The following is a 16,414-nucleotide window of genomic DNA, read 5'->3' as shown; positions in this document are numbered from 1 at the left end:
CACCGGCAGGAACGTGCCGGACGATCCGAGTAGAGGGTATATGCGCCGACCACACTAGCGGGAGGCGCGACCAGCCGTATCATCGCGGATATGTCGCCGGACGATCTCGACCGCCCGGACCTCCCCGAGTACATGACCTGGGAGGAACTGGAGCAGCTTCCCGAGGAGATCGCCTCTCGCATTGAACTGTGGGAAGGCAAGGTCGTCTGGGTGCGGCGGGGGCCGTCCGAGCATCAGGACGCTACGTTCGCGATTACCGGCGCGCTGAAGAGCTGTGCGCGTGCGGCGGCAGCACAGACACCCGAGCAGTGCTGGAGTGTCAGTTTCGAGACCAACGTCTTCTTCGGTTCCCACGGCAAGTCCGATTTCGTCACTCCGGACTTCGTCGCCTATCGGTGCTTGGAGCGGCCGTATCAGGACATCCGCGCTTCGGACACCGTTCTGGTCGGCGAGGTTCTCTCCCCATCGAATTCCGATGCCGAGATGGAGCTGAAAAAGGCCCGCTACGCCGGCGCCGGAATTCCCTGGTACTGGGAGGTCGAGCTGGCGCCGGCGCGCAGCGAGATCGCGCATGTACTCATCTATGGTCTCGTTCCCGATGGGACTCCCGCGCCCGGCGTCACGGTCCTACACCGGGCAAACTATGCCCTGGCGGGCATCTGGTCGCCGAAGGACTCCGCCACGATCGCGATCGACAGTCCGTTTCCGATCAACATTCCGTGGCTCGAACTCGAGTTCTGAGTCTGTCGGACAACGGTTTCGGAATCGGGACTCCAACTCCAACCGCCGCTGGATGGTGGCAACGGTGAGCTGCTCGTCGCGCGGCGGCCACCAACAACCGAACCAGATCACTGCAGCGTACGTGCAGGTCATGACGGTAAGAGTGAGTGCGAGGATCATGGCAAGCCGTCGATTCTGGGCCGAAGTCCCGTGCTGGGCATCAGTCGACCTCCCCGGCGGAAAGAGCCGCACCGGCGGCGAGGCGGGCCAGGCAGGACGGGAAACAGTCACGATGGGTGCGCCAGAGTTGGTGAGCGCAGTCGTGGTCGAGCTGCGTGGGTTCGAAGGTGCAGTCGTGCAACGGGACAGGTTGTAAAGCAACGGGTTCCGTGGCACCGACGGGCCAGATGCGCGGCGGTGTGATGGTGATCAGGTTGAGGGCCGCGGCGATGCGTTCGGGGCGGTAGTCGATGTGGGCATCGCTCACGGTGATGACGGCAGCCGCGTCTAGTCCGGCAGCAAGGGCGAGGGCATAACCGACCGGGTCGCTGGTGGTTGTGGGTGGGCGCAGAGTATAGAGCCAGCGGTAGCCGAGATACTGTGCATGGCTTTGTATTTCGAGCGCGTACGATGCGGCGCGGCGACCCGACAGACTCGGCCGCACCAGACCCAAAGCTGCCGGTCTGGGTGCCTGACCGTGATGGGCAGTCGGACCGGAATCGGTGACCTCTCGATTATTCATCTTTCACCCCTGCTCGATTGATGGATCGGCCCGTGGCAACGAGCCGGATGGAGAAGCTGAAGTTGGGCACACGAAAGCGCCCTGGGTCGCCGCGATGCGGTTATGCCGCCGCCCGTGCTTGTTTTCGGCTCGAAAGAAGTTCCTCAGGTGCGCCGGAGGGATCGAGGCGTAGCCGAAGCTCCTGCGGCAGTGTCGATGTCGGTCCAGAACTCATGTTGTACGCAGTCCCACAACGCCTCCCAGCGCGGGAAGAGCTCCCGCGCCGCAGCCAGATCAGTCCCCTTCCGGAACTCGATCGTCCGACTCGGTACCACGCTGCTGTCGTAGACAGCGCAGATCTCGATCCGCCCCCGCGGATCCCGAGTCACCCGCCACACGGCGCGCAATCCCTCCACCTCACTGAACCGCTCACGCCCCATATCGGGCCTGTCGGCAGATTCGGTGCGGGTGGGTGGAACCGAGACCGAGTGTTGCGTGCTGCGGACAGGTGTTCGCCTGAAGTGGAGCCCTAGCAGCAAGAACAGACATGGGATTCCCCTTGTGGTCGTTACCGCGAGATTCGGTTTCCGAGTTATGGAACCAAGAACGTCACAGAACTATAAATCAAGCCCTGTATATATACAAGACTGTATGGCGTGGGGTGCGTACGGTCGGGGCGCAAGTAGGATGACCGGCAGGGTTGAGACCGGAAGACGGGAGAAATCGAGTGCTGGAGGGTCGCTCCGATCCGGCCGCGCTGCGTTTTCTGATCGGCCATGACCTGCGCGTTACGCGGGAGCGGGCTGGTCTGAAACAGGCAGATGCGGCCCGAGTTCTGGGATGTAACCAGCCGAAGATCAACTACCTCGAGACCGGTAAGACGCAGCAGAAGCCGGACGAAACTACTGCCCTGCTACGCGCGTATGGTGCAGACGCTGTACACGTTGACCGGATTGCGACGCTCGCCGGTCGTGCTGACCGAAGCACCTGGTGGGCGCCGTTTTCCGACGTTCTACCCGACTGGTTTCGTACGTTCGTCGGATTAGAGGGTTTGGCGTCCGAACAGTTCGTCTACAGGTCCAAGACGATCCCCGGCCAAATGCAGACTGCGGAGTACGCGACCACCTTGCTGGAGGGGAGCCTCCAGATCGCGGCGATGGATGTACCGCAATCGGTCCGAAGCCGAATGGCTCGCCAACGGCTCGCTGACGACGACCATCCGCTGACGTTTCGGGCCGTGATCGAGGAGTCGGTGCTGGATCGCCCGGTCGGTGGTCCACGAATCATGCGCGATCAACTTCAACACTTGCTCGATCTGACCCAGCGCGACAATGTCGCGCTGCACGTCATGCCGATCCGGGTGGCGGTACATGACGGACTGGATGACGAGTTCACGCTCCTGGACTTCGATGCTGCTCAGGGTATCGGTTACTTGGAGCATGCTGCGGGCGCTCTATACATACAAGATCAAGAGCAAGTACGGCTGTATAAAATGATGGCGGACCGGCTACGTGCGGCAGCACTCTCGACCTCGGAGTCGTCGGACATGATCGCGTCCCGCATTGCCAGGTTGAAAGATTGAGTTCGGAGTAAGCCGAGATGAGCATCAGCGCACTTGGATGGCGGAAGTCCACGTACAGCGGAACCAACGGCGGGGAGTGTGTAGAGGTCGCCGTTCGTGGAGGTGATGTACTCGTCCGAGACTCCAAGTACCTGCGCGACCCTGCGAACGACCCTCGCGCACAGCCGGTTATCTCGGTGCCGGTCGAATTGTGGTCGCAGGTGCTCGATCTCGCGCTGAGTGCGGGGTCCGGCACCGTCGGAGGCGCCCTCGCGATCGTGGTCGAGGATGACGGCAGCGCCAGCGTGCGCAGCGGAGAATTCACGCTTGTTTACACAGCCCACGAATGGGATGCGTTCGTGAAGGGTGTCGCAGACGGAGAGTTCGCCGCCGCCTGAGCTCCGGTTCGAGGGAGCTGCTACATGCTACATGCGCATGTCATGTGCATGTAGCATGTGTGCATGTCCGTCGCGATTCAAATCAAGGACGTACCCGAGGAGGTGCGGGACGCTATCGCAGCGCGTGCCGCTGCTCGGGGTCAGTCGACGCAGGTCTATCTACGCGCCCTGCTGGAGCGGGAGTTCCGCGCCGAACGTAACCAGCACGTGTTCGAAAGTCTCGTCGGTCGTCGGCACCTGTCCATGAGCGCTGAGGATGTCGTCGACGAGATCCGGAACGGGCGCGAGGACGACGAGTGATCGTTGTCGACGCGAATGTGATGGTCATGGCGTTGTCCAGTCCGTCCGCGCAAGGGGATGCCGCCCGTGCGGCGATGCTCGCCGACGACGACTGGATAGCTCCAGGGCACATGCCTCTGGAGGTGCTGCGGACCCTCCATAAGGCCCTCGTCGGCAAGCGACTCGCCACGACCGACGCCGAGGCGGCGTTCAGGGCCCTCACTGCTATGCAGATCGAGTACATCGGAACCGACAACCCTCTCCTGCAATCGATTTGGGCGATGCGTCACAACGTGTCGGTCTATGACGCCGCCTACCTGACCGTGGCGGCAACCCACGACGCGCCACTGATCACATTCGATGCTCGTCTCGCGAAGGCCGCCCACCAGGTGACACCTACAATCCGTGTCACCCTCCTGTGACCCGCAAGTGAGGCCGGGAACGCGGTCGCACCCATCCGGACCTCCCGCTATCCTCTGCCCAGGACGAGCGAAAACACGGTCCGGTCGGTAGTCCGGGCGCTCCAGGACACCCAACGTGGCCTGTACCGGTCGATCCTTCGGGACGCGCAGTTGAGCGATGCACAGTTGCGAGAAATGATGTAGCTGCCGCCGCGTCTCGATTTGCGCGCTGAGCGGATGATCGGCTTCTGCAGCCTACGATTGGCTCCTCACGGTGGGGCGATAAGCCCGATCTTGACGACGACGGTCTGCGGATAGATTTCCCGTTCCCGATCCACATCGACTGGCCCGACCTCGCCTTCTGACCTCGCTGACTGTGCTCCGGCCGGCAGGACACCGTCACACGGCGCGGCCGGGCGAGCCGGCTTGCGGATGCGTTGGTGGCGCGCCGCCCACAGGTGCCGCGAAGGCGTCACTGGCTCATAGAGGTAAATAGAGTTACGCTATTTTGTGTAACTAAATTTACACTAAGCCTGGAGGGGGTCGCGTGGACAAGCCTGGCGAAATCATCGGCCGCAACCGGCAGTGGAGAACGCTGGAGCGGTTTCTGTTCGACGGCGGGATCGAGGGTCCGATGCGCCTCGGCCTGGTGTCGGGGCGTAGGCGTACCGGAAAGACGCAGCTGCTGTCCGCCGCATGTCGGGCGGTCGGCGGACTGTACGTGGTGTGTGTGCAGGACGAAGGGGACCTGGCCGCTCGCTCCCGGTTTGCCGCCGACGTGGCCGGTCATGCCGGGATCCCGGTGTCGGCGCTCGGCGCTCCCGGTTCGTGGGAACAGCTCCTGCGCACCGCGATGGATACTGCGGCCCGGCTTGCGCCGCCCGGGCAGCCGCCGTTGGTGGTCATCGACGAGTTTCCTTACGCGACGGCTCACGCACCGCAACTTCCGTCGTTGATCCAGCATCTGTACGACGCGTCCCAGCATGGCGAGAGTTACGGCGGTCGGCTGATTCTGTGCGGGTCCGCGTTGAGTGTCATGCACGAATTGCTGTCGGGTGCGAAGCCGCTGCGGGGGCGGGTGATGATGGATTTGCGGTTGCCCGCACTCGACTACCGCGAGGCCGCCCGGTTGTGGTCGCTCGATGATCCGGAGCTTGCCCTGCTGGTGCACGCCACCGTCGGTGGCATCCCCGGCTACCGTTCCCTGATCACCGCGACGCCGCGCACCGTCGCGGACTTCGACGAGTGGGTGGTGGACAATTTACTGACGACGGACATCGGCGTATTCACCCACACCGAGGTCGACTATCTCCTCCGGGAGGATCCCAGGATCAACAGCAGGGCACTGTATTTCGATGTCCTGAGTGCCGTTGCGGAAGGGAACAGAACACCCAGCAAGATCGGTGCGGCGATCGGACGGGACAACAACTCGGTTCGCTACCCGCTGGGAGTCCTGGAGTCCGCGGGTTACGTCACGCGAAGCCGGGACATGCTGCGCCACCGAAACCCCTCGATCACCGTATCGGATCCGATCATCAGGTTCGATCGTTTGATTACGGCACCACATCTGGGCCAGCTCGAGTTGGGGCGCCCGGAGCGGGTGTGGGAGGCGGCTGCGCCTACCTTTCGGTCGAACATTCTCGGAGCGCATTTCGAAATGCTCGCGCGGGATTGGGTCCAGCGTTTCGCACCGGACGAGCTCGGTCGGCCCACCGGGTTCGGCGATGTCGGGTTCGCCACCATCCAGGACAATCCCGGGCGATGTAAGCATGAGATCGATGTCCTGGCAATGGAATCAGGGCGAATAACGCTCGTCGGTGAGGCGAAGGCAACCCTGGCGCGGCGCGGGATCCCCGATCTGGATCGGCTCGACCACATCACCGCGCTGTTGGCGAACACCGGCCACTCCGCATCGGAGACAGTTCGGGCACTGTTCTCCAGGAGCGGATTCACCGCTGATCTGGAAAGGCTCGCGGCAAGCCGTCCGGATGTGGAACTGATCGATCTGAACAGGTTGTACGGCGTCTGATCCCAACGGTTGGCTCGTGTCCTCACGCTGGATCGAGAAACCCGAACTGCGCGGACTTGCCCGCCACTAAGCCTTTCTCTAGAGTCGTAGAGGTAAATCTAGAATCGTAGAGTCCAAAGGTGGGCAATATGAGCGCGCTGGCTGAAGACTTCCTCTCCACGGCGACCTATGTCGAGCGGCACTCCACGGTGATACCTGCGCCGCCGCAGGCGGTCTGGGCCGCATGGCAGGGGATGAGCATTGCGGATCCCCCGCTCATCGCCAAGCTGCTGATCGGTGTACGCGACGTGATCGCCCGCGTCCGGCATGGACACACGCACCGCGATTTACCACAGATGTTCATCCCATTGGCCGAGGAACCACCACATCAGCTCGTGGAGGGCCTGGTCGGACGATGGTGGCAGTTCGGTGCACACGCGAATCGGGCCGACATCGCCGCTGCGGACTTCCGCGATTTCAGCGAGCCCGGGTATGGGAAAGCGACCATAGACCTGTGCTTCGAGGAGTTGCCGGATGGACGGACTCGGGCGACCACCAGCACCCGCGTCGGCTTCACCGATGACAAGGCCCGCCGGGCCATGCGCCCCTACTGGATACTCATCCGCCCCTTCAGCGGGCTGATCCGCCGAGCTATGCTGCGGCGACTCCGGCAGCGCACGCTCCGGCTCGTCCAGAAGAATGGCACCGGCCGATGACCAGCGTCAGCCCGCCTCGTCGTATGAAACTGCTCGAGGCCGCAATCGCCGTCGTCGCCTCCAATGGTCTGCACGGCCTGTCCCATGGTGCCGTCGATACTCGTGCCGCGCTCCCCGCCGGCTCGGCCAGCTACTACTTCCGCAGCAGAAAGGCGCTGCTCGAGGGCATAGTCGAATTCATCGCCGTCGGCGAGCTCGCGGACATCGACGCGGCCGAGGTCTCGCCGGAGCTCGCCGACGCGCCGCTGCTGACACAGGGCGCCGACCTGATTGCGGGCGTGCTGGCGCATTGGCTGGGGCCTACCCGCGAACGCACCCGGGCACGACTGGAGATCATGCTGCTGGCTGCCGAGCAGCCAGATCTGGCCGCAGGGCTGATCGACGTCAGGGACAGCTTCCTCGCCCGAGCGTCCCGGCTTCTGACCTCGATCGGCATGGAGCGCCCCGAGGACGGCGCCCGCCTCGTGCTGGCGCTCGTGCATGGGCTCACATTCGACGAGATCGCGAGTCCGAGCGCGTTTCCGCTCCGGCACGATGCCCTCCGGTCGTCGATCCTGGCCATTCTGCATGCGGTAGTGGGGCCCGCCGATACAGGCGCAGGGACAGGACCCAACGGGCCCGCAGCCGCTGCTCCGGAGGAACTCCGACCCTTCCGGATCCGCATTCCACAGGCGGATCTCGACGATCTTCGTGAACGGCTGGCCCGCACTCGCTGGCCTGTCGGGCAGTCCGGGAACGACTGGTCCGACGGCGTCCCACCGAACTGTCTTCGTGACCTGGCCGAGTACTGGCGTACCAGCTACGATTGGCGTGCCCAAGAGGAGCGGCTGAACGCATTCCCGCAGTTCATCACCACTATCGATGGCACTGATCTCCATTTTCTGCACGCTCGTTCGCCTGAACCCGACGCACTGCCCTTGATCCTCAACCATGGCTGGCCCGGATCCGTCGCCGAGTTCACGCAGATCATCGGCCCGCTCACCGACCCGCGTGCCTACGGGGCCGACCCGGCCGATGCCTTCCATGTGGTTGCGCCGTCGCCGCCCGGCTTCGGTTTCTCCGCCCCACTCAGCGATGAGGGATGGGACCTCCGGCGCATCGCCCACGCCTTCGCAGCGTTGATGGACCGGCTCGGCTACCGGCGCTACGGTGCCCTCGGGTACGCGATCTCCCACCACCTCGGGGCAGTCGATCCCGAACATGTTGTCGGCGTGCACGTCAACATGTTCGTGACTCCGCCCGAGAACGCCCCCGGCACGCTGACCGACAACGAGCGCGAGCGCCTCACCCACTTCTCCGAGCAGCGCACGGGCACCCGCGCGGCCCGATCCACCCGCCCCCGGACTCTCGGATATGCGCTGAGCGACTCCCCTGTCGGGCAGCTCGCCTGGACCCTGGACATGTTTCAGGCCGGCGTCGATCCTGCCAGGCGCCCCGATCAGGTGGTCAACCGCGATTATCTGCTGACCGATGTGACGTTGTCCTGGCTCACCGGGACCGTAGGCTCCTCGGCCCGCCTCTATCTGGAGGAGGAACACCTGCGTCCGTCCCAGTCCGTCATCGCACGGTGCACTGGGGTCGGCCAGGACGGCCACTTCGCTGCGGCGGAGCAACCGGGGCCGTTGGTGGACGACATCCGGAGATTCTTCCGCCCGCTTCGGGACGGGCCCGAGTGAGCCCATGTCGTTGCCGGGCCCGACCTTCATCTACAGGATCTGAGACAGGAACTGTTGCAGGCGGGGGGTTTCCGGATTATCGAAGATGCGGTCCGGAGCGCCGGACTCGACCACCTTGCCCTGGTCCATGAACACCACGCTGTCGGAAACCGAACGGGCGAAGCCCATTTCGTGGGTTACCACGATCATGGTCATGCCGCCCGAGGCCAGGTCGGCCATCAGCGACAGCACGCCCTTCACCAGTTCCGGGTCCAGGGCCGAGGTGGCCTCGTCGAACAGCATCAGTTCCGGTTTCATCGCCAGCGCGCGGGCAATTGCCACGCGTTGTTGCTGGCCACCGGACAGGTTGCCGGGGCGAGTGTCGGCGCGGGCGGCCAAGCCGACCGTTTCCAGCTGTTCGAGGGCCAGCGCCCGGGCGGCGTCCTTGCTCAGGCCCAGCAATTTGCGGGGACCCAGTGCCACATTCTCGACAACCGATTTGTGCGGGAACAGGTTGAATTGCTGGAACACCATGCCGATGCGGCGACGTAACCGGTCCGGATTCTCGCCGAGCACCGAAACACCGTCGATCAGCACGTCGCCGGAATCGGGTTCGTGCAGGCGGTTGAGCACGCGCAGGACGGTGGATTTTCCGGAGCCGGAGGGGCCGATGACGGTGGTGGTGTGGCCGGCGTCCACATGGAGGTCGACGCCGCGCAGGATGTGGTTGCCGCCCAGTGTCAGGTGCAGGTCCACGCCGGACAGGGAGGAACTGCGCCGCGCGCCGGCGTTCTTGTCGCTCACGCTCGAGCCCTTATCATCGCTCATGCCGGTGTTGTCCTGGTCGCTCATGCCGGTGTTGTCCTGGTCGCTCATGCTCCGCGCCCTTCCGTGACAACCGCCTGCTCCACTTCGGCCGCGGCGGCCTCGGCGCGCCCGGTCCGCAACCGCCGATCGATGTAATTGACCAGGTGGGTGAGTGGAATGGTGAGGATCAGATACACCAGGCCCGCGGCCACCAGTGGCGACAGATTGCCCGTCTGCGAATTCAGGTCGCGCCCCACGGCGAACAACTCCCGTTGGGTGGCCAGCAGACCCAGGAAATAGATCAGCGAGGAATCCTTGATCAGGGCGATGAATTGATTCATCAACGCGGGGAGGACGCGGCGGATACCCTGCGGAATCACGACCAGCGTCATGGCCTGGCGGTAACCGAATCCGATCGCGCGAGCCGCCTCGAGCTGACCCGCTTCCACCGACTGGATTCCGGAGCGGAAGATTTCGCCGATATACGCCGAGGACAGCAGTGCCAGCGCCACCGCACCGAGCCAGTACGGATTGTTGCCGGTCAGGCCCTTCACCACCGGTCCGACGCCCAGTCCGATCAGCAGGATGATCACCACCGCGGGCAGCCCACGGAAGATGTCGGTGTAGACCCGCGCCGGCCAGCGCAGCCAGCGGGTGCGCGAAATCCCTGCCACGGCCAGCAATATGCCGATCAGAGTTCCGAGGACGCCCGAAACCAGCGCCAGGATCAGGGTATTCGGCAGCCCGGTCTTGAACAGGTCCGGAAATGCCTGCCGATACAGCGACCAGTTGAAGAAGGTGTCCTTCAACTGCTGCAGAGTGGATTTCGGTGCCGCCGACTGATCGGTGTGCCGGTTCTCCGCGGCAATCTTCTCGAAGTCCGGAAGCTGCGGTGTCGGCGCGGATTTGGAGCCCGGCTTCCAGCCCGGCGGCAGCGGTCGTGGCACCCAGTTCGAGTAGAGCTCGGCATAGGTGCCATCGGCGATCACCGCGTCGAGGCCCGCGTTGAGTGCGTCGATCAGCGGCTGATTGTTCTTGCGCACCGCCCAGCCGACGAAATTGTCCAGGCTGAAGGTGTTCTGCACGATGGTGGTCGGGTCACCCGGTTTGATCGCCCCGGTGGCCTGTTGTGACGGCGCGACCCAGGCGTCGATCTGTCCCGTCTTCAAATTCGCGTAGGCGGTGTTGTAGTCGGGGTATTTCACCGGATCCAGGTGCAGGGTGCCGGTCACGTACTCGTCTTGTACCGTGCCCTGCACCACGCCGACGCGCATCCCGGGCTTCAGATCGGTGAATGCGGTGATCGGGCTGCCGGTGGGGACGACCAGCGAGAAGTAGCCGAAGTCATAACCGTTGGTGAACCCGACCTCGCGCCGCCGTTCGTCGGTGGTGGTGATGCTCGACGACCCGGCATCGAACCGGCCCGTCGACACCAGCGACAGCAGGGAGGCGAATTCGGTGCCGGAGAACTGCACCCGCAGGCCGATCTTCTCGGCCACGGCCTTCAGCAGTTCGTTGTCGAAGCCGGTGAAGGCGCCCGCGGAATTGACGCAGATACTGGGCGGCGCGTCCGACAGCGTGCCGACATTGAGCACACCGGGCTGCGCCAGGCCGAGCTGGTTGATGTCGATCGAGTCGAGTGGTTCGGTCGTCGCGGTGGTGTAGCGGTCGACGCCCGCGGCTTCCCCGCCTGCCACGTTCGCGGGTGCGGGTGCGGCGGCCGACGGTCCCGGCGGCGCGCACAGGTCCGCGGTCGTGGTGTTGCCGCTGTCGGAGCTACAGGCAACGGCGAACAGCAGCATCAGCACCGCCAGCAGGGCGATGACGACGCGCGGACGCGAGGCGGGCAAACGGGCCATAGCCGAGAACCCTAGCGCTGGCCTCGGCGTGTCGAGCGTGACCGGCACGTCACGGCGACGTGCCGGTGCTGCTACCGCACCCGGGGAAGACATCGAATCGCGGTGATTCGAGACCCCCGGGGGGTGGAACTCAGGCGATTCCGGTGACCGGTTCCGGATTGACCGAGTCACGCCAGGCGATCGCCTCGCGCACCTCGCTCAGGTCGTACTCGGGGCCGCCGACTCCGACCGTGAACAGGGTGGCGCCGGCCTCGACGAATGCCGCGGCGTCGTCGGCTCCAGGCCACGACACCGACTTCTCGATCCGGCCGGCTTCGGTGCCGACGTCCGCGCAATGTTCGGCGAGGATCTTCGACTTCCGCTCCAGCACTTCGAGATCGGCGAAACTGTGCCAGATGTCGGCGTATTCGGCCACCAGCCGCAACGTCTTTCGCTCACCGCCACCGCCGATCAGGATCGGAATCCGGTGTACCGGCTGTGGGTTCAGCTTGCCGAGTCGGGCATCGATGCGGGCGAGGTAGTCCTTCAGCAGTGCCAGCCGGGTGCCCGGAGTGCCGAATTCGTAGCCGTACTGGTCGTAGTCCTTCTGGAACCAGCCGGCCCCGATCCCCAGGATCAACCGGCCGCCGGAGATGTGGTCGACGGTGCGGGCCATATCGGCGAGCAGATCGGGATTGCGGTACCCACCACCGGTGACCAGGGCGCCGAGTTCGACCCGCTCGGTCTGCTCGGCGATCGCGCCCAGCATGGTCCAGCATTCGAAATGCGCACCCTCGGGGTCACCGTAGAGCGGATAGAAGTGGTCCCAGTTGAAGACGATATCCACACCCGCGTCTTCGGCCCGCAGCACCGCATCGCGGATCAGTCCGTAGTCGGGGGCGTGCTGGGGCTGCAACTGCACTCCGATTCGAACCGGTCGACTCATATCTGCTCCTTCGTCGGGTGAGCTTGTCGTCGCGGCCGGTCGCCGGCCGTTGCCGAGGCTACCCGCGCCGGCGTAGCGGCGGGCAGCGTCGAGCGCCGGATAATGTCCCGGAAGGCCTTGCTACCGTTCGTTTTCGCTGTGGGCGAAGCCGACTCAGCTGCTGCCGGCGCTGCCCGAACTGCTGCCCGCGAACGGGAAATTGGCGTACTGCGCGAAATCGCCCTGGGCGCCGCTGTAGACGTTGACATCGGTGCCGCCGGCGATGCCGGGGATGCTGCCGGAGTCGGTGGTCTGCCAGAACGTCCACGTCGGCCAGCCGCCGGGTACCTCGGGCTGTGCGTTGCCCCGGTAGTCGGCGATCCACAGCGGGTACCGGTGGAATTCGTTCGAATCGGCCATCGCGGTCTGCCAGAAGCGGGGATAGGTGTAGACGATCGGGACCCGGCCGGTGAGGGCCTGCACCGTATTCAGGTAGCGGTGGGTCCAGTCGATCAGGGCGGCGGGTGGCAGTCCGCCGGAATTCTCCATATCGAGCACCGGGGGCAGATCCAGGGGGCCGTTCTGGCCCAGTACGGCGGCGGCGTAGAGCGCGGCCTGCGGTTCCGGCGGCAATTCCGGGCGGGCGTAATGGTAGGTCCCGCGCGCTACGCCGGCCGCGCGCATCAGCACGCTGTCCGGGACGAAGTAGGGGTTGACGTAGTCCAGGCCCTCGGTCGCCTTGACCATGGCGAACTGGTGCCCGGACGCGCGCACGGCGAACCAGTCGATCAGCCGCCCGTCGATGTGCTGCCAGGACGAGACGTCCGGCCCGGTCGGCCCGGCCTGGGCGATTCCGGTTGCCGAGAATATGCCGGCAACCGCAAGCAGCGGGAGCGCTGCGGAGAAGCGACGAACTTTCGGACGAGCCACGGTGCGTCGATACATGGATAAGAGAGTAAACAGCGGAGGTCGCTGGGGCCAGGGTCAACGACGGGAACTGTGAAGATCGATAGCTGTGAGTGAGCGGATGTGCTGCTCAGCCCAGCCAGTCCAGCACTGCCGCCGCGGTCCACGACTGCTGCATACTGCCCAGCGGCTCGCCTGTGAACGGTTCGTAGTACTCCGCGAAGCTGCCGTCACCGGCCTGGCGAAGCCCTTCCGCGCGCAGCATGAACGACCGTTCCGCCCAGCCGCGGCGGGCGAAGACCCAGGAGAACAGCCAGCTCATCACGGGCCACACCGGCCCGCGCCAGTATTCGCGGGCGCGGAAATCCTTCGCAACCGGTGAGGTCGACGGCGGCAGGGCGTACCGCAGATCGGGATGGCCGCAGAAGCGTGGTCCTTCGAACAGGCGCAGCAGCGCGCGCTCGGTACTGCGCGGCAGGCCGCCGCACAGCAGCGGCGCGAACATGGCCAGCGTTTCGGTATCGATCCAGCGGTCGGCCCGAATATCGAAATCGCGGGCCGCCCCGGATCGCGGATCGGTCGTCTCGATTACGCCGGCACGGAAATAATCCGCCCATTCGTACAATTCGCGCACATCGGAATTCGGCATCCGGTAGTCCTCGCCGATTCCCGCCAGCACATCGCAGGCCAGCGCGAAAATCGCGGTGACGAATACGTCCTCCACCGCGAAGCTCATGGTGGACGCCTGCAGGAAGTCGTCGTACCCGCACCGGCGCATCTGCTCCACCAGCCACAGATAGCGGTCGTATTCACGGTCCGAGGGGCGCTGCGCCGGATCGACCACGTCGAGATCGGCGCGCTGATACGGCGGCAGATCGCCCACCACCACATTCGCGTAGGCGCGGTCCCAGCGTGGTGAATTGTCCATCCCGGACTCCCAGCCGTGATACAGGGTGATCCGGCCGTGCTGTTTCGGATCGCGGGAGTGGGCCAGCCAGCGATGCCAGCGCATCAGATCCGGCCACCGCCGATTCAGGAACTCCGCGGCAACCGTCCTGGTGGTGCGCCCGTGGCGACGGGAATGGTCGAGAATGCGCTGCACCGCGATCGCGTGTACGGGCGGCTGGGTGATGCCGGAGGTATCCGGACCGTCGGGCGCGTTGGCTGCCAGCTTGCGGCATTCCCAGCGGGACGGGCCAGGGAAATAGCCGTCCACCCCGTTCGCGAACACGATGTGCGGAATCATGCCGTTGCGCCATTGCGCGGACAACAACGTGTCGAGCTCCACCACGGCGCGTTCCACGCTCAGTGGCGCCAGCCCGACCGCGACGAATGCCGCATCCCAGCTCCACATGTGCGGATACAGCTTGGGCGCGGCGCTCGTCATCGTGCCCAGGTCGTTGCCGCGCAGCAGGTAGGCGGCCCGGGCAGCCAGCTGGGTGGGGGTGAACCCTGGACCGTTCATCCCTCTATTCTGCGACGTCACCTTCAAATACGCGCGCTGCGGCCGGACCGCGTTCCCCCGCTGCGCTCGGTGCATCTGCGCTGGTGCGGGCCCCTGCTCCGCTGTCTCCACCCTCATCGCCTCATTCGTCTTCCGGTACCCCGAGAGTTGATAACACCGGTGCTGACGATGCGCCACCGCTGCGGGCCCGGATGTCCGAAGCGGCGGTGGAATTGTCCGCTGCCGCCTGTGCCCGGGGCGGCGGGGGCCGGGCTGGCAGCTACCGTGAATTCATGGCCGCATCCCCGGACTCTCCTACCGACTCTCCTGCCTCGCCGCCGACCGCCCTGATCACCGGCGCCAGTCGTGGACTCGGTGCCGCGATCGCCCGGGACCTGGCGCCGACCCACCGGTTGCTGCTCGGCGCCCGTTCGGCGGAATCCCTGCGTGACATCCGGGCCGAACTGCCGGCGGCGCAGCCGTGGCCGGTCGACCTCACCGACTACGACGCACTGCCGGCCGCGACCGCGCCGATCGAGCGCCTGAATGTCCTGGTGCACAACGCCGGTGTGGCGGAACTCGGGGCCATCGCCGAATCCTCGGTGCAGCAATGGCGAGAAACGCTGGAAGCCAACCTCATCGCGGTAGCCGAACTCACCAGGCTTCTGCTTCCCGCGCTTCGCGCGGCGAACGGTCATGTGGTGCTGATCAATTCGGGTGCGGGCCTGCGGGCCAATCCAGGCTGGGGTGTATACGCCGCCGCCAAGTTCGGTCTGCGTGCTTTCGGCGACGTCCTGCGCCTGGAAGAACCGGCGCTGCGGGTCACCTCCATCCATCCGGGTCGCATCGATACCGATATGCAGCGCGCGATCGTCGCATCCGAGCAGCGCGAGTACAACCCGGACGAATTCCTGACTGCCGAAACCGTCGCCCGTGCGGTGCGCAATGCGGTAGAGACACCACCGGATGCGCATCCGACCGAAATCGTGCTGCGGCCGATCGGACGCTGAACCAGGTACCCGGACACATCGCCTCGACGCCGGGCGCGTTATCGGTCCGGAACTCGAACCCGCGGCTTCGATCCGGCCGAGCCTCCGGACGACCACCTGGGCACGACACACCGGGTGACCGTCGGCTGCCCCGGCACCTGTTCACCACGGCGTAGCGTTATCTCGTCATGAACCTCTGACCAGGGGGAACAGTGTGACGAGTGGGGTGCGAACCAATCGGCGGCAGCTGTTGACCATGCTCGCCGCAGGGACCGCCGCAGCGCTGGCGGGGTGCAGCACGGCGCACAGCACGGTCCAAGAGAACCTCGCGGTCGGCGCGGCGCCCCCCGCACCGCCCGGCCCACCGCCGCTCCCGCCGCCGCCCGCCGGGCCGAAGCTTTCCGTACCTGCGGGCGCGATGACCGCGTTACCGGGGCCCGGCAATAATCTCGCACTGACCGTCGACGACGGCGCCAGTCCGGAGGTGGTCGGCGCCTACATCCGGTTCGCGCGCGATACCGGGGCGCGTTTCACCTTCTTCGTCACCGGCTGTTACGAGTCGTGGACGATGCACCGCAACGAGCTACGGCCCTTGGTGGATTCGGGGCAGATCCAGCTCGGCAACCACACCTGGGACCATCGCGCCCTCACCGAGTTGTCCAGCACCGGCGTCGCCGATCAGCTCAGCCGCACGAAGGTGTTCCTGTACAACACCTTCGGCGTGGACGGCGCACCCTACTTCCGTCCGCCCTACGGCTATCACAACGCGGCCGTGGACCGGGTGGCCGCCGATCTGGGATACACGGTGCCGACCCTGTGGTACGGCTCGCTGTCGGATTCCTCGATCATCACCGAGCAATATCTGATGCAGATGGCCGAACAGTGGTTCAATCCGCAGGCGATCGTCATCGGCCATGCCAACCATCCGGCCGTAACCCACTGTTACGACCGGCTGGTCGACATCATCCGGGAGCGGCAACTGGCCATGGTCACCCTGAACGACGTGCTCGCCCCGCCCGTGTAGGCGGCAGGGTCAGGCCGGGTAG

The 16,414-nt window shown here is 65.3% G+C and carries 16 protein-coding genes; 10 read left to right on the top strand and 6 right to left on the bottom strand.

Annotation, left to right across the window (positions count from 1 at the left end; translation table 11 throughout):
* Positions 1 to 90 precede the first annotated feature (90 nt).
* Entirely contained in the window at positions 91 to 741 is a 651-nt protein-coding gene (locus tag NV2_RS21705) for a Uma2 family endonuclease (RefSeq protein ID WP_067877437.1), read from the top strand.
* Between the two features lie 199 nt (positions 742 to 940).
* Here the strand turns inward: NV2_RS21705 and NV2_RS21700 are convergent, their stop codons facing one another.
* A complete protein-coding gene (locus tag NV2_RS21700; protein WP_067877434.1) occupies positions 941 to 1,462 on the bottom strand; it encodes a hypothetical protein in 522 nt (173 codons plus the stop codon).
* A gap of 706 nt (positions 1,463 to 2,168) precedes the next feature.
* Here NV2_RS21700 and NV2_RS21690 point away from each other — a divergent pair.
* The 7 genes from NV2_RS21690 to NV2_RS32855 all read left to right on the top strand — a co-directional run bounded on the left by NV2_RS21690 (position 2,169) and on the right by NV2_RS32855 (position 8,480).
* Entirely contained in the window at positions 2,169 to 3,023 is an 855-nt protein-coding gene (locus NV2_RS21690; protein ID WP_067877427.1) for a helix-turn-helix domain-containing protein, read from the top strand.
* Positions 3,024 to 3,040: 17 nt separating this feature from the next.
* Positions 3,041 to 3,400 carry a DUF397 domain-containing protein gene (locus NV2_RS32720; RefSeq protein ID WP_084475225.1) on the top strand — a complete coding sequence of 120 codons (360 nt, stop codon included), beginning with the start codon at positions 3,041 to 3,043 and terminating at the stop codon, positions 3,398 to 3,400.
* A 63-nt stretch (positions 3,401 to 3,463) separates the two neighbouring features.
* A complete protein-coding gene (locus tag NV2_RS21680) occupies positions 3,464 to 3,700 on the top strand; it encodes a FitA-like ribbon-helix-helix domain-containing protein (RefSeq protein WP_067877422.1) in 237 nt (78 codons plus the stop codon).
* Complete coding sequence (locus NV2_RS21675; protein ID WP_067877420.1) at positions 3,697 to 4,101, top strand: type II toxin-antitoxin system VapC family toxin; 405 nt, start codon at positions 3,697 to 3,699, stop codon at positions 4,099 to 4,101. Before NV2_RS21680 ends, NV2_RS21675 begins: the two co-directional genes overlap by 4 nt.
* A 526-nt stretch (positions 4,102 to 4,627) precedes the next feature.
* The gene (locus NV2_RS21670; RefSeq protein WP_067877417.1) at positions 4,628 to 6,109 is read left to right on the top strand and encodes an ATP-binding protein; all 1,482 of its coding nucleotides are present in this window, start codon (positions 4,628 to 4,630) and stop codon (positions 6,107 to 6,109) included.
* A 128-nt stretch (positions 6,110 to 6,237) separates the two neighbouring features.
* Positions 6,238 to 6,804 (top strand): DUF2867 domain-containing protein, encoded by a 567-nt coding sequence (locus NV2_RS21665; protein WP_067877414.1) that lies wholly within the window; start codon positions 6,238 to 6,240, stop codon positions 6,802 to 6,804.
* Entirely contained in the window at positions 6,801 to 8,480 is a 1,680-nt protein-coding gene (locus NV2_RS32855) for an alpha/beta fold hydrolase (RefSeq protein ID WP_157103013.1), read from the top strand. Before NV2_RS21665 ends, NV2_RS32855 begins: the two co-directional genes overlap by 4 nt.
* Before the next feature lie 30 nt (positions 8,481 to 8,510).
* Here NV2_RS32855 and NV2_RS21655 read toward each other — a convergent pair whose 3' ends face one another.
* The 5 genes from NV2_RS21655 to ggh all read right to left on the bottom strand — a co-directional run bounded on the left by NV2_RS21655 (position 8,511) and on the right by ggh (position 14,400).
* Positions 8,511 to 9,287: an amino acid ABC transporter ATP-binding protein gene (locus tag NV2_RS21655; protein WP_067877545.1), complete on the bottom strand. Its 777-nt coding sequence runs from the start codon at positions 9,285 to 9,287 to the stop codon at positions 8,511 to 8,513.
* A 44-nt stretch (positions 9,288 to 9,331) separates the two neighbouring features.
* Complete coding sequence (locus tag NV2_RS21650) at positions 9,332 to 11,125, bottom strand: ABC transporter substrate-binding protein/permease (protein WP_067877411.1); 1,794 nt, start codon at positions 11,123 to 11,125, stop codon at positions 9,332 to 9,334.
* Positions 11,126 to 11,255: 130 nt separating this feature from the next.
* A complete protein-coding gene (locus NV2_RS21645) occupies positions 11,256 to 12,050 on the bottom strand; it encodes an LLM class F420-dependent oxidoreductase (RefSeq protein ID WP_067877408.1) in 795 nt (264 codons plus the stop codon).
* 153 nt (positions 12,051 to 12,203) lie between these two features.
* Positions 12,204 to 12,974, bottom strand: coding sequence for a glycoside hydrolase family 25 protein (locus tag NV2_RS21640; protein ID WP_067877407.1), 771 nt, complete (start codon positions 12,972 to 12,974; stop codon positions 12,204 to 12,206).
* A gap of 91 nt (positions 12,975 to 13,065) precedes the next feature.
* Entirely contained in the window at positions 13,066 to 14,400 is a 1,335-nt protein-coding gene (gene ggh / locus NV2_RS21635) for a glucosylglycerate hydrolase (RefSeq protein ID WP_067877404.1), read from the bottom strand.
* A 272-nt stretch (positions 14,401 to 14,672) separates the two neighbouring features.
* On the opposite strand from ggh, the gene NV2_RS21630 reads away from it, so the two are divergent.
* Entirely contained in the window at positions 14,673 to 15,389 is a 717-nt protein-coding gene (locus NV2_RS21630; protein ID WP_067877542.1) for an SDR family oxidoreductase, read from the top strand.
* A 235-nt stretch (positions 15,390 to 15,624) separates the two neighbouring features.
* Positions 15,625 to 16,392, top strand: coding sequence for a polysaccharide deacetylase family protein (locus NV2_RS21625; protein ID WP_067877539.1), 768 nt, complete (start codon positions 15,625 to 15,627; stop codon positions 16,390 to 16,392).
* Positions 16,393 to 16,414: the final 22 nt, after the last annotated feature.

It is taken from the genome of Nocardia vermiculata NBRC 100427 (assembly GCF_001613265.1).
In the GTDB taxonomy this organism is placed as follows: Bacteria; Actinomycetota; Actinomycetes; order Mycobacteriales; family Mycobacteriaceae; genus Nocardia; species Nocardia vermiculata.
This window is presented reverse-complemented; position numbering and strand designations above follow the sequence as displayed.